Annotated in this window: 25 protein-coding genes; 7 read left to right on the forward strand and 18 right to left on the reverse strand. The window is 63.3% G+C overall.

Translation table 11 applies throughout. From position 1 onward, the window contains the following. The 4 genes from Q8N10_RS03355 to Q8N10_RS03370 are packed head-to-tail and all read right to left on the reverse strand — an operon-like array spanning nucleotide 1 to nucleotide 4,492. On the reverse strand, nucleotides 1-1,323 hold the full coding sequence (locus Q8N10_RS03355) for a hypothetical protein (RefSeq protein WP_304778204.1): 1,323 nt from the start codon (nucleotides 1,321-1,323) through the stop codon (nucleotides 1-3). Continuing rightward, nucleotides 1,208-2,584, reverse strand: coding sequence for an anti-CBASS protein Acb1 family protein (locus tag Q8N10_RS03360; protein WP_304777993.1), 1,377 nt, complete (start codon nucleotides 2,582-2,584; stop codon nucleotides 1,208-1,210). The genes Q8N10_RS03355 and Q8N10_RS03360 overlap by 116 nt, the downstream gene beginning before the upstream one ends. Then, nucleotides 2,581-4,053 carry a PBSX family phage terminase large subunit gene (locus Q8N10_RS03365; protein ID WP_304777995.1) on the reverse strand — a complete coding sequence of 491 codons (1,473 nt, stop codon included), beginning with the start codon at nucleotides 4,051-4,053 and terminating at the stop codon, nucleotides 2,581-2,583. Before Q8N10_RS03365 ends, Q8N10_RS03360 begins: the two co-directional genes overlap by 4 nt. Beyond that, nucleotides 4,034-4,492 carry a DUF2280 domain-containing protein gene (locus tag Q8N10_RS03370; protein WP_304777997.1) on the reverse strand — a complete coding sequence of 153 codons (459 nt, stop codon included), beginning with the start codon at nucleotides 4,490-4,492 and terminating at the stop codon, nucleotides 4,034-4,036. The genes Q8N10_RS03365 and Q8N10_RS03370 overlap by 20 nt, the downstream gene beginning before the upstream one ends. A 74-nt stretch (nucleotides 4,493-4,566) precedes the next feature. Here Q8N10_RS03370 and Q8N10_RS03375 point away from each other — a divergent pair, with 74 nt between their 5' ends. After that, the gene (locus Q8N10_RS03375) at nucleotides 4,567-5,124 is read left to right on the forward strand and encodes a hypothetical protein (RefSeq protein WP_304777999.1); all 558 of its coding nucleotides are present in this window, start codon (nucleotides 4,567-4,569) and stop codon (nucleotides 5,122-5,124) included. On the opposite strand, the gene Q8N10_RS03380 is transcribed toward Q8N10_RS03375, so the two are convergent. The 12 genes from Q8N10_RS03380 to Q8N10_RS03435 form a co-directional block, all read right to left on the reverse strand. Further along, nucleotides 5,111-5,707 (reverse strand): putative metallopeptidase, encoded by a 597-nt coding sequence (locus tag Q8N10_RS03380; protein WP_304778001.1) that lies wholly within the window; start codon nucleotides 5,705-5,707, stop codon nucleotides 5,111-5,113. The two genes, Q8N10_RS03375 and Q8N10_RS03380, sit on opposite strands and share 14 nt — an antisense overlap. A gap of 43 nt (nucleotides 5,708-5,750) precedes the next feature. Next, complete coding sequence (locus Q8N10_RS03385; RefSeq protein ID WP_304778003.1) at nucleotides 5,751-6,176, reverse strand: hypothetical protein; 426 nt, start codon at nucleotides 6,174-6,176, stop codon at nucleotides 5,751-5,753. A gap of 611 nt (nucleotides 6,177-6,787) precedes the next feature. Further along, a complete protein-coding gene (locus tag Q8N10_RS03390) occupies nucleotides 6,788-7,348 on the reverse strand; it encodes a transcription termination/antitermination protein NusG (protein WP_304778005.1) in 561 nt (186 codons plus the stop codon). Further along, nucleotides 7,345-7,698: a thermonuclease family protein gene (locus Q8N10_RS03395; protein ID WP_304778007.1), complete on the reverse strand. Its 354-nt coding sequence runs from the start codon at nucleotides 7,696-7,698 to the stop codon at nucleotides 7,345-7,347. Before Q8N10_RS03395 ends, Q8N10_RS03390 begins: the two co-directional genes overlap by 4 nt. Then, nucleotides 7,695-8,378 (reverse strand): YdaU family protein, encoded by a 684-nt coding sequence (locus Q8N10_RS03400; protein WP_304778010.1) that lies wholly within the window; start codon nucleotides 8,376-8,378, stop codon nucleotides 7,695-7,697. Before Q8N10_RS03400 ends, Q8N10_RS03395 begins: the two co-directional genes overlap by 4 nt. Beyond that, a complete protein-coding gene (locus tag Q8N10_RS03405) occupies nucleotides 8,375-8,701 on the reverse strand; it encodes a helix-turn-helix domain-containing protein (RefSeq protein WP_304778013.1) in 327 nt (108 codons plus the stop codon). Before Q8N10_RS03405 ends, Q8N10_RS03400 begins: the two co-directional genes overlap by 4 nt. Next, complete coding sequence (locus Q8N10_RS03410) at nucleotides 8,698-8,976, reverse strand: hypothetical protein (protein WP_304778016.1); 279 nt, start codon at nucleotides 8,974-8,976, stop codon at nucleotides 8,698-8,700. The genes Q8N10_RS03405 and Q8N10_RS03410 overlap by 4 nt, the downstream gene beginning before the upstream one ends. A gap of 17 nt (nucleotides 8,977-8,993) precedes the next feature. Continuing rightward, the gene (locus Q8N10_RS03415) at nucleotides 8,994-9,161 is read right to left on the reverse strand and encodes a ribbon-helix-helix protein, CopG family (RefSeq protein WP_304778019.1); all 168 of its coding nucleotides are present in this window, start codon (nucleotides 9,159-9,161) and stop codon (nucleotides 8,994-8,996) included. Continuing rightward, the gene (locus tag Q8N10_RS03420; protein ID WP_304778021.1) at nucleotides 9,158-9,415 is read right to left on the reverse strand and encodes a hypothetical protein; all 258 of its coding nucleotides are present in this window, start codon (nucleotides 9,413-9,415) and stop codon (nucleotides 9,158-9,160) included. The genes Q8N10_RS03415 and Q8N10_RS03420 overlap by 4 nt, the downstream gene beginning before the upstream one ends. A gap of 387 nt (nucleotides 9,416-9,802) precedes the next feature. Next, entirely contained in the window at nucleotides 9,803-10,030 is a 228-nt protein-coding gene (locus Q8N10_RS03425) for a hypothetical protein (protein WP_304778024.1), read from the reverse strand. Nucleotides 10,031-10,033: 3 nt separating this feature from the next. Next, the gene (locus Q8N10_RS03430; protein ID WP_304778027.1) at nucleotides 10,034-10,300 is read right to left on the reverse strand and encodes a DUF2312 domain-containing protein; all 267 of its coding nucleotides are present in this window, start codon (nucleotides 10,298-10,300) and stop codon (nucleotides 10,034-10,036) included. Nucleotides 10,301-10,427: 127 nt separating this feature from the next. Then, nucleotides 10,428-10,886 carry a hypothetical protein gene (locus Q8N10_RS03435; RefSeq protein WP_304778030.1) on the reverse strand — a complete coding sequence of 153 codons (459 nt, stop codon included), beginning with the start codon at nucleotides 10,884-10,886 and terminating at the stop codon, nucleotides 10,428-10,430. Between the two features lie 425 nt (nucleotides 10,887-11,311). On the opposite strand from Q8N10_RS03435, the gene Q8N10_RS03440 reads away from it, so the two are divergent. After that, nucleotides 11,312-11,548: a hypothetical protein gene (locus tag Q8N10_RS03440; RefSeq protein WP_304778033.1), complete on the forward strand. Its 237-nt coding sequence runs from the start codon at nucleotides 11,312-11,314 to the stop codon at nucleotides 11,546-11,548. A 15-nt stretch (nucleotides 11,549-11,563) separates the two neighbouring features. Here the strand turns inward: Q8N10_RS03440 and Q8N10_RS03445 are convergent, their stop codons facing one another. Beyond that, nucleotides 11,564-11,818, reverse strand: a complete 255-nt coding sequence (locus Q8N10_RS03445) for a hypothetical protein (protein WP_304778036.1) — start codon at nucleotides 11,816-11,818, stop codon at nucleotides 11,564-11,566. Between Q8N10_RS03445 and Q8N10_RS03450 the strand changes: the two genes are divergently transcribed. The 4 genes from Q8N10_RS03450 (at nucleotide 11,808) to Q8N10_RS03465 (ending at nucleotide 14,335) form a co-directional block, all read left to right on the forward strand. Continuing rightward, nucleotides 11,808-12,560: a S24 family peptidase gene (locus Q8N10_RS03450; RefSeq protein WP_304778038.1), complete on the forward strand. Its 753-nt coding sequence runs from the start codon at nucleotides 11,808-11,810 to the stop codon at nucleotides 12,558-12,560. The two genes, Q8N10_RS03445 and Q8N10_RS03450, sit on opposite strands and share 11 nt — an antisense overlap. A gap of 32 nt (nucleotides 12,561-12,592) precedes the next feature. Next, complete coding sequence (locus Q8N10_RS03455; protein ID WP_304778041.1) at nucleotides 12,593-13,033, forward strand: hypothetical protein; 441 nt, start codon at nucleotides 12,593-12,595, stop codon at nucleotides 13,031-13,033. 527 nt (nucleotides 13,034-13,560) lie between these two features. After that, a complete protein-coding gene (locus tag Q8N10_RS03460) occupies nucleotides 13,561-13,962 on the forward strand; it encodes a hypothetical protein (RefSeq protein ID WP_304778044.1) in 402 nt (133 codons plus the stop codon). Further along, nucleotides 13,952-14,335, forward strand: a complete 384-nt coding sequence (locus Q8N10_RS03465; protein WP_304778047.1) for a hypothetical protein — start codon at nucleotides 13,952-13,954, stop codon at nucleotides 14,333-14,335. The genes Q8N10_RS03460 and Q8N10_RS03465 overlap by 11 nt, the downstream gene beginning before the upstream one ends. Before the next feature lie 29 nt (nucleotides 14,336-14,364). On the opposite strand, the gene Q8N10_RS03470 is transcribed toward Q8N10_RS03465, so the two are convergent. Next, nucleotides 14,365-14,601, reverse strand: a complete 237-nt coding sequence (locus Q8N10_RS03470) for a hypothetical protein (RefSeq protein WP_304778049.1) — start codon at nucleotides 14,599-14,601, stop codon at nucleotides 14,365-14,367. A gap of 181 nt (nucleotides 14,602-14,782) precedes the next feature. On the opposite strand from Q8N10_RS03470, the gene Q8N10_RS03475 reads away from it, so the two are divergent. Beyond that, complete coding sequence (locus tag Q8N10_RS03475; RefSeq protein ID WP_304778052.1) at nucleotides 14,783-15,094, forward strand: hypothetical protein; 312 nt, start codon at nucleotides 14,783-14,785, stop codon at nucleotides 15,092-15,094. The last annotated feature ends 2 nt before the right edge of the window (nucleotides 15,095-15,096 follow it).

Raw genomic sequence — 15,096 nt, forward strand, 5'->3', positions numbered from 1 at the left:
TTAGGCCTCCGCCTTGGGCGGCGCGAAGCCGGAGTTGGCCTTCGTCTGGCGGAAGGCAGGATTGATCGGCGCCGCCGTGCCAGGCTCAGCCTTCTTGGCCAGCGCGCGCGCGGCGTTGAGGGTCAGTTCCTTGGCTTCGGGTTCATCGAGGAGGTTCGCCTTGACGATCTTCTCGACCAGGCCGGCCAGTTCGACGTCATCCTTGGCCTTCTGGTTGGCCAGGAGGGTTTCGTTCGCGTCGGTGAGCGGCTTCACAGCCGCGGCGACCGCGTTGCCGATGGCCAGCGCGAGGGCCTCGGGCTTCAGGCTATCCGAGAGGGTCTTCACCTCTGCGGAAAGCGCACTGAACTGCTCGTCAGAGACAGCCATGTCGTCTTCCTTTCGATTGTTAGAGGGGTCCCGCTCGGAGGCGTCCAAGCCGAGGGATTTCAGGATGCGGGTCTTCAATTCCTGCCACTTGGAAGAATCCGCCTTCCGCCTGACAGCTTCGATGAGCCGGGTTCCGGCCCAGTCGATCTCTTGGTCGAAGGCATCACTCAGGCTGGAGTTGATGACCTCGATGTCTTTCCCCGACGCGTTGACCATCATGCCGACGCCGTCTGCCGGAGTGGCCGCGCCGTCCTCGTCCAGGAGGATGGCGTCGTGATCGAACTCGATGTTGCGGGCGGTAAACCTGTGCTCGACGTCACCGTTGGCGGCTTCGAGGTTGCAGAGAAGGCCGGTTGAGGTGTGGACCGCCTCCCCCTTCTCGATGGCCGCGAGGACCGCCTTGCCGCCATCGGACTGGTTGGCGCGCTCGACGTCGATCACCTTGTCGAGGAAGACCCGGCTGTTCTCGCGGCGGATGTTTTCATTCCAGGCGCCGATCCAGCCGAGGTTGATCCCCTCGGGGTCACGGGCTGAGACGAACTTGCCGTTGATGGACGGGTGGCCAAGGGGAGCCGGGGTGCGGTCGAGGCCCCTGTAGGACTTCTCGATCTCATCGGCCGGGTAGAGGATCCCGTTCATGACGATGTCGTCGGGGAGCGTGGCGCTCGGCACGATCAAAACGTCCCGACCGTTGCGCTTCTCCTTGCGGACGGCTGCCACGTTGGCGAGGGCGCGAATGTTGACGCGAACCTGGTCCCCGCTAGTCCGGTTGGTGAGGAAGGCGCGAGCGAGCGGCCCCGCGCCAGGCGCAGGCTGCACAGTACGAGGTTGCATGAGGCTACTCCTGGCCGGGCTTGGGCTTGGCCGCGGGGTCTTCGGTCTGTTGGGAGGCCTTTGGCGGCTCCACCTTCGCATCGGCCTCCGAGAGCGGCTCGTATTCGCCGGCGGCGGCACGGATTTCGGCCCCAGTGAAGGCGCGCTCGCCTTGGGGGGCCAGCTTCTGGTTCACGCCAGCCATCTTGTCGGCTCGGCCAATCTTGTCGTCAGCCGACGCCTCGGTGAGATCGGTCCAGGCCAGATGCCAGTCTCGCTCAGGGATCATCCCGAACCGTTCGAGCCGGCGGACCAGACTCATGATGTTCGGGATGGTTTGAGAGGCCCGACGCGACATGTTCGTCTGCGCCCACTCCTGGGCATCTTCGGTGCTGGCGCGTTCGCCGGTCTGCATGCCGACCAGGATCTTCATCGGCATGGAGATCGAGGCCGCGAACGACTGGCAGGCGATCGAGAAGAAATGCTCCGGCGACGGCAGGGTGACCTGCAGGGTCTTGGCGACGATGCCCTGGATCATCAGGGACTTGTCGAAGCCCATGTTCCAGTCGCCTACCTGCTCGTCGATCTTGTCGGCGATCTCGGAGACCGGGATACCCATGGCCTTGGCCATGTTGTCGACGTTGGCCTCCTTGTCGACTTCGAGGATCGGCGCCGACTTGGCGTTCTTCCAGAACCCCTCACCGCCGGCGCCGACGATCTTCTCCATCGTCATCAGGTCGTTGTAGCCGGCCTTCAGGGCCGACGTGCCATTGAGCGTGCCGTCCTTGGACCAGATGAGGACCCGGTCAGGGTGGACCGTGAAGGCGCGCGGCTGGGTCTTGCTCTTGGGGTCGACCGCCGACTCCTGGAACTGGAACATCTTGGGCTGGCCGTAGCCGAGCGAGGTCTCGTCGGTGTTCCATTCGCTCACGGTGAGCTGGCCTTCCCAGCAAGGGATGACCTCGACCAAACCGTTGAGGCCGCCGGGCACGCGCTTGACGGGATCGCTGAAGGGCTTGCTGTCGGCGAGGCGGAAGATCAGGCCCGCATAGGAGCCGACCATCCCGCGCCGGTCGCACTCGGCGAGCTGCTGCCAGAGGCGTAGATCGTCGAACCGCTGCCGGATCTGCGCCTCGCGGCGGGTCTCCTTGCGTGTCTCGCCGCCGTCGCGGCCCTTCTCCTGAAGGAACGGGAAGTCCTGCCAGGTCTTGGCGACCGTCTTGTCCACGCCAGCACGGCCGAGGCCGTTGCGCTCGTACATCGCGTGGAACTGTCGAAAATCCACGTCCACAGGGAAGCCGAAGTCGGCGTAGTGGTTGTGCTTGGCCGAGGCGAAGAAGCCCGGAAACATGGTGTCCAGGCGACGCACCGCGGTGTTGGCGAGGAGAGCGAGGCGGTTCAAGTCCGATGCCTCCTCTTGAGGAACACTGCGACGGTCGGGGTGGCTTCGCGAGGGGCATAGGCCATGACGAAGGCGTCGGCCTTATTAGGTGAGACCTGAGGCCCGCCGACACGGTTCGGCTTGGCCAGGTCCTTCTTGCTCTCAACCTTCGAGCGGCCGGCGTTGTCGAAGTCCTTGCGCGGGGTGCAGAGCTCGTCGATCAGGCCGTCGAGGTGGTCACATTCGGGATCGATGCTGATCAGCCGGTCGATGTCGTAGGGCAAGCCGCGGATGACAGCGTTGAAGGTGTGGCGAAGGCGGTCCGCAACATCCCACCAGGTCTGGGCCTTCAGGTTGGCGTAGAACTCGAGGTTGGTCGGGCTCTTGGGGTTGTCGTCGATCCGGTTGTCGGGGTTCAGCACCCCTGCCCCGGCGTTGAACTTGAAGTGCTCGACGCTTGTCTCGGTCAACTCGTTCAGCTGCTCGAAGTGGGCGCCGGCGAAGGCCCCTACCCCGATGCTGTCGTAATCGATCTCAGCGCCTGTGACGCGAGCCTGGGCGTGAACCCGGGTGGCGGACTTGAGCAGTTCGTCCTCGCCAGCCTTCCATTCGTCGACTGCGACGACCTCGAAGCCTTCCACCTCGACAGTGGCGTTCTTGTCCGCGCCGCCATCGGCGACGTCGAACCCGATCCGACGCCGGCCGCCGCGGGGAACCCCCAAGGCCTCCCGAGCGCCAATCGCCGCCAGGACCCAGGACCGCTTGATGATCGCAGCATCGTCGTCGGTGCGCGGTTCGCCGAGATAGATGTGGCGAAACTCGTCCTCGTCCTCTTCGCGCTTGGCCTCGATCACCTTGAGGATGGTGTTCGAGAGGAAGGGGTTCTCTGTGTAGTTGATCGTCCGGACGATCGTGTCGGGCGGGCGGTTGGTGACGAACCGCTTGTAGACGAAGTCCGTCGCCAGTCGCGGGTTGAAGATGATCCAGAACTGCGAGCCCTCCTTGCGAAGGGTCGGCTCGAGGATTTCCCACTGGCTGAGCGTGAGGTTGTGGGCCTCTTCGATCCAACAGACGTCGATGCCTTCGAGAGACTTGATCTCGTCGATGTGCCGCCAGAGGCCGTAGAAGATGAACTCCGAGCCGGTCGTCTTGTGGACGATCTTGTTGTTCAGGATGTCGAACTCAGCCTGCAGGCCGAACCGTTCGATCTGGATCTTCAGGAGCGTGTAGACGCTCTCCTCGATCTTGTTCTGGAACTGGCGGGTGCAGAGGAACCGCACCTTGTAGTTTGAGGCCAGAAAGATCGCGAAACCCGCGGCGTCCCAGCTCTTCGAGGACGAGCGACCACCCTTCAGGACCCTGTTGCGGGCCGGTGTCGTCCAGAAGTCCCGAAGGACCGGATTGAGGGTTGGGCCGCCGTTGTGCCCGATACGCGCAGGCTGAAGCGTTGATCCGCCTGGGATCGCCTCGCTAGGTGTTCGAGCCGCCATAGAAATCGTCGAGGGTCTTCGGCGTGCTGATCGCCAGGCCGCCGCTCACGACACGGGTGTTCGTGTAGGCGTTGCCCATCTCTTTGGCCGCCTGTTCGTGGAGCTGCGCCGCGAGTGACAGGTTGCCCATGTTCTCCGCCTGGGCGGCCATGCGTTCCAGCCTGCGAAGGCGGACCGAACGGTTGGCAATCCCGATCTGCGCGCTGTCGTCGAGGAAGGCCTTCCGGGTTGCTTCGAAAAGCGTCTTCCACTTGGCCGTTAGGTTGCGTCCTGCCCGCTTCGTCGGGTCATAGGCCTCGACGGCTTGCGGCGTGATGACGAAGCCGAACTCTGTCTTGAGAGCCTTCGCCACCACGGACGGCGCATCCCACATCGCCAGGTGCTGGACCACAAAGGCGCGAGCCTCGTCGGTGAGCTTGGCTTCTCCCTTGCCGGCCATCAAGCTGTCCTCAGGGGTTGCCGTGCTCAGCACATCCAGACGTAGTGGTGGTTTCGCTCACACGGGGGTAGGCGATGTTCGGTGTCGTCGGCGTTGGGAATTTGCAGGAACTGGAACGGGAGAACGCGTTCGTCGGGGTGTTCCTGGCGACTGGCTACGACGTCTCAGCTCTCAGCTGGCTTACGTCGGTGTGGGATACGCTCCACTTCCAAAGCGGTCCACGTTGGCATCTGGCAGCACCAACCACTTGGCCAGTTCGGGGCGATCGGGCTGAAGTCGCGGTGAGCAATTACGATGTCCGCCTGTCGCTCGATCTGGCGAGAATGTATGGCCTAACTCAGAGCGACCTGCCGTGCATCGTGCTCGACTCTTTCACCGACGATCTGCATCAGCTGCACATCCCGTTCCCTGAATCCGAACGTGACCGCAGGCGCCTGATCGAGGTCATTTGCCGGTACGTAGCCTCGCATGGTCCGGCGGGCTGGCCAGAAGATTGGAAGCCGGGGTGGCGGGGCAAGCTCAATGCCGGGCTGTTTGACCACCTTCAGCGCGACCAGATTTTCCGTGCCGGTCTCAAGTTTGTCCCGCACGTTGGAACGCTACTGCTGAAGGCAGTGGCTAGGCGGCCCTGAGCAATCGACAGGTCCCGCAGGCCTGCGATATCTGGACGGCGCCAACCTCAGGACGGCGACAGGCAACCTCAACGAGGGCCTGGGTTGCGCCGGCTGCTGCACCGACCCCGTACCGGCGAACGATGGACACGAACTCCTCCACATCGTGTCCTCTGATCGCGAAGGTTGGCTTGCCGCTCTTTCGGAACTTCGGACCCATCGGGCCCATCTCCTGGCCAGCGTGGAGCAGCTCGTGCTCGACCAGGCTGCAGAACTCGGTTACGTCGCACTGGGCGGCATAGGAGGCGTCGAGGGTGATCAGGAAGTCCGGCACGGAGCCGAACCACTCTTCGATCTGCTGCTCAGCCCTGGCCTTTTGCCACTTCCCCATGGCCATTGGAGGCATGATCTCGCACTGGCCGACAATGCGGTGTCCGGCCCTGGTGTTCGGGACCGTTGTCCACATGAAGGCGAGCGAGGCGTGGCGAAGGTGGGCGTGCTCCTCATTCAGGAGCGTGGCGTCTTCGTCGATGAAGGTGTCGATCGCCCACTGCAGCACATCATGGGCAGGGACGAAGGCCGGTGACGCGAAGCCTTCGAACATTGCTGAAGGAGGGTGAGGCCGCATTGGCGCACAACCCGAGACGCTACTGGATCGGTTCTCCGCCTGAGCGAAGATGAGGGTTAACTGCCACTGCTTGGCGAGAACGGATCTCGGCTTTTCGTGCGAGCGCATCAAACTGGCCCTGGGCAGCAAAAAAGCCGAAGACCGCGGCGCCCATAACACAAAGGCCGAACACGATGAGGGTGACGAGATCCGCCCAATCGATTGGGCGCCCTGCCTGTACCAGCTTTCCTATCAGCGTAATGGTCGGGATCAGTCCTAACGCCGTGCCGAGGAACGTGGTTGAAAGCCCCAGGACGATTGGCCTCGCAATGTTGGTCATCGCTTCGAGTTCGTGGTCGAAAATCATATGCCAAGTGATGGCATCAGGTCTCGTTTCTAGGAACTGGAATGCGGGCAGCCCGTCACCAGAGACCGGAGTGATTGAGTTTTGGACCGGCAGCGTCATTGGGTCGCCGGCTCGAGAAGACCAGCGAAGGGTCGATCAGAACATGTGAACGTGTAGGAGACGCGGAAGGCTGGTGGGGAGGATGGATTCCCAACGTATGCGTGTACGCAAACCGCAACGGACACCTTGCGTGAATTGATTGTCGCTACGTCGTCCCAATACCAGACTGAGCCGCCAGGTTGGGGGTCGCCCATGAAGCGAAAGAAATTGGTAACGGGGCCCGTGACTTCACGTGAAGCGGTCGGAAAGGCTGCCGAATGCTCCATAACAAAATGGAAGATCAAGTCGTCGATACCAAGTGTCGCTACGGTGTCTCCGCCTGCAAGCACCAGCTCGCCGTGAGCAACGACCTCTCGACCAAGTCCAATATAAGCTTTGAGGTCGGCCAATCGATCACATCTCCGATGCGAGCTTACTGCCCCGCTTCATTTCGGCAAGGGACATCAAGACCACAATATATATTTCAATGAGGGCACGACTTCGACTTGGCGATCTCGGCTTGGCGTCTCGCGCCAGTGCCCGAACTCCTGGGGCCTACGGCGCGCTGCGAAAGCGTCAGCCTCGTAGGTCATCCCGCGCGCCTCGCGAAGCGAAGCACCACCGCATGTATGTCACGCGGCGAGTGAGGGCGCAATATTTTGTGCTTGGTAAGTCTCCAGCTCGCTGTGTGACACGTTGACCTCCTGCTCGCGGCCGAAGACGTTGAGGAGAAGCTCGAACCGAGCCTTTCCCTTGGCCCTGATGACTCGACCGATAAAGCCTTCCAGCGGGCCGCGGATGACCTTCACTTGCTGTCCAGCCGCCCACTTGTGGGAGTATTTCTTCCCCTTCACCTTCGGCGCGACGTAGGTGTGGTCGAACTCGTGGAACATGTCGGCGATGAAGATGCCGCGGAGGGAGCGGGTACTTGCGATGATGGGCGTCCCGAACTTGTCGCACATGATGTCCCGCACCCGGCGATCCGAACGGGCCGCGTCGAGCGCGTGATCATTGGGCATGACGGCGAAGACGTAGCCAGGGAAAAGGGCGCGGCTGATCGCGACCTTGGGTCGAGCATGCAGAGACCACTTTCGCTCCATCGGGCAGTAGGCGGTGATCCCCTTCTCCTCGAAGGCGGCCAGGACGCGCTTCTCCTGGCGGCTGACGACGCGGCAGACGAACCAGGTGCTCATCGGCGAGATCCTTTGCTGAACTTGGAGTAGTAGCCGCGGCTGAACTTCGGCCAGTCGACGGCTTGGCCCTGGCGAACCATTCGCTCGGCCACGTCGGTGTTGCCGATCAAGCACTGGGCCACGATGCGGTCGTAGCTCTTGCTCTTCCGGGTGCAGACGAGGGTCTGACCGGCGGTGAGGTCGGCGAGAGCGCGCCGTGCAGCTGGGCCGGCGGCGGTCTGCAGCTCAGGGGCGTCAATGCCCCAGAGGCGGATCTTCAGGTTGCCGTCACAACGGAAGGTGTCGCCGTCGGTGATGGATGGATCAGCGCACAGGATGAGGCCGGACATGGCGGCTGCGAGGATGATCATGCTGCTAGCTCCGAATGGTCCGACGACTCGACAATGTTCAGCCTAGCCCGGCGCAGCCTTGCGACCTCGGCGCGGCCCGTGGCGATGAACTCGCACAGCTCACTGTTGAGGTCGGGGTCCGATCGCCGGCAGCGCAGCTCATCCCGCTCAGCCTCGCTGATGGCGAAGGCCCACGAGCGCTCATCGTCGAGACTCTCTTTCTTCAAATCGGAAATTGAATCTTCGTCACAGAGGGTAGATTGCCCTGTAGGGGCATCTACCTCTGTGGATGATGCTGATGTGCAGCCGTCAAGCACACCTCTAAGCACTGCTTGTGGGGTGCTTGAAGCACTGCTTTTAGCAGCCTTCGCCCTCCCCCCGGCACTCGCCCGTTCAATGGCGCGACGACGCTTATCCGCCCATCGCACGAGTTCTTCGTCCACCCGCTTGTGACGCCAGACCCCCTCGGCGATGGCGAAGAACGGGGCAATGGCCAGCCGCACCTTCTTCCATCGCTTCAGGTCCATGCGGATGATGCGGGCCAAGGTCGCGTCGTCGTCACGCGGCGGACCGTTGCGCCAGTACCATCGCACCAGACGGCCATAGGCGCCGTCTTGCTCACAGTCCAGGTGGCCGGTGTCTCCGTCCCAGTCCCCAATGTAGAGGGGCATCCAGGCGTCGGGCTTGGCATCCTTGCTCATGCCCGGGCTTCCCTGTCGGAAGCATCCGCGATGGCCGCAGCGCGGCGCGCGTGGGCGCGAACGCCGTGCAGGATGGTGGTGTGATCTAGGCCGAAGAAACGACCGATCTGCGGCAGGCTCCAGCGGTCTTGGGCCCGCATCTCCATCATCGCCTCCTGACGCGGGTGAGCGATGCGGGTGCAGGAAGTGGGAGCCTTCAGCTCTTCGACGGTCAGGCCATGGCGAGCCGCAACTCGCTCGGTGATCGCGGACATGGTGATGCGAGGCCATGTGATTGGCGGCAAGGTGGAGTGACGCCATAGAGAAACCGGAACGAGGTTCATGCCGCGCACCTGTCCGCCAGCACCGCCTCGATCCGGCGATTCAACCGCATCAACTGGGCCGTCGGCATGGTCTCGTAGTCGGGCCCTTGGTCCACGATCCGCAGCGTGTGGGCCTTGTTCGGCTCCCAGATGATCAGCGCACGGTCTCGCATTCGCTCCAGCATCTGGGGGAATGATCCACGGCTACGGATTCCGCACGCGTCAGCGAGGGTTTGGATAGACGGCGGGACGCCATTGACCGTGAGCCGGCGGATCGCAGCCAGGGTCTCGGCCATCTGGGGTGTTGAAGGCGTCATGCCCGGTTCTCCAATCCCCATTCGATGAACTCGCGGACGATCTGAGAGCGGGTCAGCTTCTCGCGCTTGGCGACGGCGTCGATCTCGGCGACCAACTCGCGGTCGGCGGTGACGCAAAGCTGCTTCTGCCGTTGGACGGCGCGCGGAGGCTTCTTGCCGCTCACGCCAGCCCCCACGTTTGGCTGTCGTCGGCGAACAGGGCATCGCGGCGCGGGGCCAGGACGCCAGCCATGATCAGGCGCTCGACAACATCAGCGCGGGCGGCGCGGCCCGTGTCGGTGAAGCTCCAGACCGTTCCGTCGCGGCTCACGGTCTTCATGATTTCGGCCCCCGCTTCGATCCGAAGTTGGACGCGGGATTTTACGACCTTGCGCGGCTTCCTGGGCTTGGCTTGCGCGGCTTCCTGGGCTTGGCTCATGGCTGTTGCCTTTCAACCTTCCCGTCGCGAATGATCACGCGGGTTCCGATGGGGATTTCAGAGGGGGAGACGCCGGACTGACCCTTGTGGGTCACGACCATCCAGCCGCCGTCCTGTCGGGCGACGCACCGGGAGACGGCGTCGGATTTCTCAGCGACGCGAACGGCCACGGCTAACCCCTCCCCTCGCCAAGGATGGACATGGCGGCATCGAACCGTTCGCGAGCATCAGGAGAGACCGCAGCACGAAGGCCGTTGAGGGTGGCGCGGCGCTTCATCGCCCTGACGTGTCCGACGTCTTGTGTCGGTGCGGCCAGGGCTGACGCGCGCTCGGCCTTCTGGAGGCGGGTCAGCCTGCGGCGGGAGAAGGGGTTGGGGATGCGGAACACTAGAAGGGGATCTCGTCATCGAGTGCCCGGCCGAAGCCGAGGTACTCGGTCTCTTTCAGGTCGCTCACCTCGAAGCCGGCGACCGCGACCATGACGGTGTAGCGGCGGCTGCGAGCGGAACGGGCCAGACGTTGAGCCTCCGCTTTCGCCGAGGAATAGGTGGCGTGCTTGACGGTCGGCGTGCCGCCGCCCTCACACCAGACCGTGAAGAAGGTCGCGCCGCGCACGGCTCAGATCTCCCCAAGCGCGGAGAGGTAGAGGTCGAGAATGGCTTCCTCTTCCTGGCGCTTGGCGCGGTCCTGCTTGCGGATCTTCAGGGCCGAGCGCAGGGCCTTGGTTGAGAAGCCATTGCCTTTGGCTTCGGCGAAAACTTCCTTCACCTGCTCGGCAATCTCGGCCTTCTCGACCTCCAAGCGCTCGACGCGCTCGACGATGGACTTGATCTGGTTCTGGGCGGTGCCATTCAGGACATCCGCATGTGCTTGGGCGTCAGACACAGGTTTGCTCTCCTAATCAGCCCTCAGGCTGCTGGTGGTTTTCGGTGTGGGCTGGTCGCTTAGGGGGCGATCAGCGGTCGCTATTTGTTCTCAGGCCGCGAGGCCCTCGATCATGTCGAGGACGGCATCAGCCGTCCGCCTCGCGGTCGTGCCGGCGCCGGCTGCCAGCCATCCGGCCAGCGCCAGCGGCGCCCAGGCCAAGACGAGCAGGCAGATCGCGGGCCATCGCAGCCAACTCGTCAGCGGCGGCGGCTTGTTGTTCGGATTCATGGGCGAGCCTTTCACGCTCGGAATGCACCCACGAGCGGAGGGCGGTCTGCGTCCTGATCTCCAGGATGAGCAGCCCAAGGCCGAAGCCGCCGCGGGGATGGTCGATGATCTTGTCGATGGTGGGTTGGCTGATCTGAGCGGCGAACAGGCCCTTGGCCTCGCCCTCCGTCAGGCCCCACTCGGCCATGGCGCACTTCACGCCATTGAGCGGCCAGCGGCGCCGGGCGTAGAGGGCCCAGGCGTTCTTGGTGCTCAGCTTGGCCACGGATGATTTCACGACAAAGTCGGATGAGATTTCGCCCACGATGATCCTCATGATTGCACCGTGGGCTGAGGGCGCACGGGGCGCTCGGAGGTTCGGCGAAGGTGGGAGGACGGCGGAGAGATCGAGATGCGTGGCGAGCGGCCCTGCGGTGCTTGGAGGCGTGCGGAGGCCGGGACGATTTGACGAGGCGAGCGCTGGCGAAAGCCGCGCGCCGCTACATCCAACGGGCCAAGGGCTTGGAGCCCGAGGTCCGATGATGGGAAACTATCGGGCAGGGCGCGTGGAGAGACGCGCCCTGCCCTTTTCGCTGGGGTCGGCCAGCTATCGCGCGCCGCAGGCAGACGGCTCGAGGCTCGCGAATTGGTGTGAGGGGTGCGGCGCATGATCGGCGCACGTGGGGCTTGGGGCGAGAAGCTGTACAGCCCCTCGCCCGCCGATATCGTGGAGGTCTCGACTCCACCACGAATGGAACTTCCATGGTCAACGAACAGGCGGCGATCCACAGCGCCACCCAAACGCTCCTTGTGGACGTGCTGCGCATCATCCATCGGATCGCCCCTGCGGACGTGGAGGCGCTGCTTGCGGAGTCGGAACAGGTGGCGTCGTCGGCCGAAACTCGCAATCCGCCTCCGAGCGAGAATGCGAAGCTTGTTCTCCAATTGCGGGTCGAGATGCTGCGCGAAGTGCTTGAACCTCCGACCCGAGAGCCCTGACTTCTGCCAAGAGGCTCATGCCGCCCTCCCCGCTTCGATGGGGGTGAGTGGTCGATTGACACCTTTCGGCCAGGTAGCGCCCTCAGGCCAGTTGCTGGAGAGCCACTGGACGGCGCGCTCTAGTCGTTTGGTCTGGATGTCTGCGCCGTCCACGATGGCGCCCAGCTTCTTGCTGTCGCCGAAGACGCGCCAGCTCAGCGTCTTGGTGTCGATGCCAGACGCTCGCCGGTACTCGGCGGTGAGTTCGAGAAGCTGATCAATGGCGCTCATGCCACGAGATATCGGTATTTCTACCGTTTCGGTCAACGGTTATCTTACCGGTCGCGTCTCTTTGTGGGGGCGGTCATCTTACCGCGCGATGCTAAAGGACGTTCTTTTCCGCGTGGAGCAACGGCTTGAGGCCGTTGGGCTGTCGGCCGCTGCGGCGTCGCGCAACGCCGGCTTAAGCGAAGACGCGATCCGCAATATGCAGCGGGCGGCAAAAAAAGACTCTGGCCGGAAGGGCGTCTCCACGGCGACGATCACGGCGCTTGCTGACGTGCTCGACACGACCGTCGGCTGGCTAATGGGCGACGAGGTCGACGCAGAAATCGAAACCGAGATCAGGGTGGCCCCGCCCGCAATGGTGAAAATTGTTGGCCGGGTCGGCGCGGGAGCGCGGGTCGAGGCGATCGAGGATATGAGCCAAGAACCGATTGCACTACCCGGTGAGCTGGAAGACGCCAGCGCCTACTGGGTCGAGGGCGACTCTTGCTCCCCGGTATTTGAGCCTGGTGACGTGCTGGTGGTCCGCGGACCTGGCCGTGCTGACGAGGGTGAATTCCTAAACCGCTACTGCGTGGTCGAGACCGACGACGGCCTGGGCTGGGTCAAGCGGGTGACGCGTGGGATGACCGTCCCCGGTCGGGGCCGCCTGTACAACCTAGAAAGCGACAACGCCGACCCAATCCAAAACCAGCAAATCAAGAGCGCGCGGCCGGTGCTGCTGCGGCTTATCCAGGGCGGCAGATGATCGGGCGGCGGCCCCTCCCCCGATTGCCAATCATGCACCAGGTCGCGCTGGTGTCGGTACTGGCGGTCGCCGGCTGCTCGCCGGGGCTGGAGAACGACAAGATCTGCGCCAAGCCGCCCGCGCTCAACAATCCGATGCTTGCCGTTGGTGGCGCTGGCCCGAACCCTAGGTCCACGGACGCCAAAGACTGCATTCATCGCTGGGCCTATCGGCTGTCAGGCTCTCCCGATCCCGCTGCCGCTGTTGTGCGGGGCGTACTGGGCGCTTGCCGCACCCCCATCAGCCGGTGGGCTCTACAAAACTACATGGATGCGCGCGCCATCGAAAAGGCAGCGGGCGGCGGTCAGCCCGAATTTTGGTCATCTGAGACCGGCGCGGCGACGACGGGCGAGCGGGCCACATACGAGGACGCGATGGCCGAAGCCGAGTTCCGCGTTCAACAGGCCCGCGCAGGCCATTGTCGAACCCCGTGACCGAGCCCCGCCGCCTAACAGCGCGGTCTGCTGGCTATATCTCGCTTGGGTCGGGTTGACATATATGTTAACCGATCACCTTGATAAGCTGGAAGCAGCGCGCGAGCTTATCCTGTGGCGTCCCATTGGCGATCAGGGTTCAATCAAAAGGTGTTTATGGCTGTCGAGATGCGCGCATGAGCAGGTTCAGGCCTTTGCCGCGACAGAGAGCGCGGGCCGGGCCGCCGCCTTAAGTCAAACCCTCAACCAGTTCGCGCGGGGCGGCATGCTGCGCGTTCCCAATGATCTGAAAAGGCTGTCGGCGCCCCCAGCAGACGAAACCTGGGAGATCCGATGCCGTTCACCCCGACCGGAATTTCGACTGATTGGGGCGTTCGTTGAGCGGGACGGCCTCGTCATTCTACGCGCGGCGCCACGCTCAACCTTTGACGGCGGTAAGTGGGGACCGGCGATCCGAGAAATCCACCAAGAATGGGAAAGGCTCTTCCCAAACTTCAGACGGCACCATGGAACGGAGCTTGGAGACTATGTCAGCAACACCGATCCAGACGGCGGAAGATCGGTTCCGTAATGATCCTGAGTTTCGCTCGCTCAACCGAGAGGGCGACCTTCGCGATGCTGTGTGGGAAGCAATTGTGAAAACCTTCCGGCGTCGCGAGCGCGAAGACGGCCTCACCCAAGCCGAATGGGCTGCTCAAGCGCGCATGACGCCGACCGCAATCAGCCGCCTTATGCGCCGCCCAGCCAATCTGACGACGACCACCATGGCGCGCTCGCTGAGTGCGTTGGACGCCTATCTGGAGGTCAACGTCGTTGACGCTCGCCAGCAAGCGCGGCTCAACAACACTGCGGAAGGCGATCAAAGGAAAGAGGCGGGCGGTTCATCGCCAAAGATGAATTATGTCTATGTGAAAACTAATGGCGCGTAAGCTTAAGTTTAAGACCTCACTTCTTTGCGACTACGCAACTGAAGGCTTGTACGGAAAGCCAACCTTAGTCGGGGTGTACTCTGGCGACATCGTACTCACCGAAATGCCAATGCAACTCCGCTTGGCCTATTTCGGTGAGATCGAATCCACCCCGACCACTCTTCAGATCAATTTTCTGATGAATGGCGCGCCTTTCGGCCGATTGGATTGCGAGTCCAATCCCGACGCGGGGCCCTACAGCATAATCCTGTTTCCGACGCTGGACATTAAAATTGCCAAGCCCAGCGTTATCGAGATCGTCGGCACGTGCGCCGGCATGGCCGACACGGTGCTTCTAAAATCGCGGTTCGAGCTTGGCTCCATGACGCGGTAGCCCCGGCGGGAGTCGCTTGCTTCCAGGCCCTAAAACGCCACCTCCGGCACCTGACCATGGGCAGCTAGGAGGCGGGGCCTGCTCCAACTCTCGAACTCGGGATCGCCCTCCACCACGTAGACGATGGCGCCGGCGTTCCGGCGGGCCGCGGTCTCCCCTGCCCTGATCGCATCACTCCTGCGCTTGAACTGGCGCAGTGAACCGTGGGCAAGCTTCCGCCCGTCCGTCCAGTACGGCTGCACACAGTAGATCGTCACGCTGGCCATTGGCCGGGCCTCCAAAAGTTAACGCCCTATCGATTCCCCGCGCGGCCAGGGTGAGTCAACGTGACGCTCTGGTGGGCGCGACCGCGATAGACGTAGGGCGAGAAAGAACCGGTAGAAATACCGTTTACCGTTGACGCGGTAATGTTACCGGCATAAGTTCTCCTGACACCGGGAGAACGACATGCACCTCGCAACCACCCAGACCGCCCCCCGCAACACTCGCCGCGTCGACATGCTGGCGGGCTGTTCGCCCCTCGCCGTCGAGATGATCCAGGCCCGCGCCGCCGTGGTGGACGCCCTGAGGCTTCACCGGAACGCCCACCGCGCGACCTCTCCCCTGGCCCGCCAGTTCGCCACCCAGCCGCACCAATCCCGCGAGCGGGTTCGCAAGGCCGTCGCCAACCTCCGCGCCATCGAAGCGAAGGTTGAAGCGACCTACGGGGCGCAGGTCCCGGTTCGGGTCTACGCCCCCCTCCTGATCGCGGCTGAATAGCC

Origin of the sequence: Phenylobacterium sp. (genome assembly GCF_030693625.1) — a bacterium.
GTDB lineage: Bacteria > Pseudomonadota > Alphaproteobacteria > Caulobacterales > Caulobacteraceae > Phenylobacterium > Phenylobacterium ferrooxidans.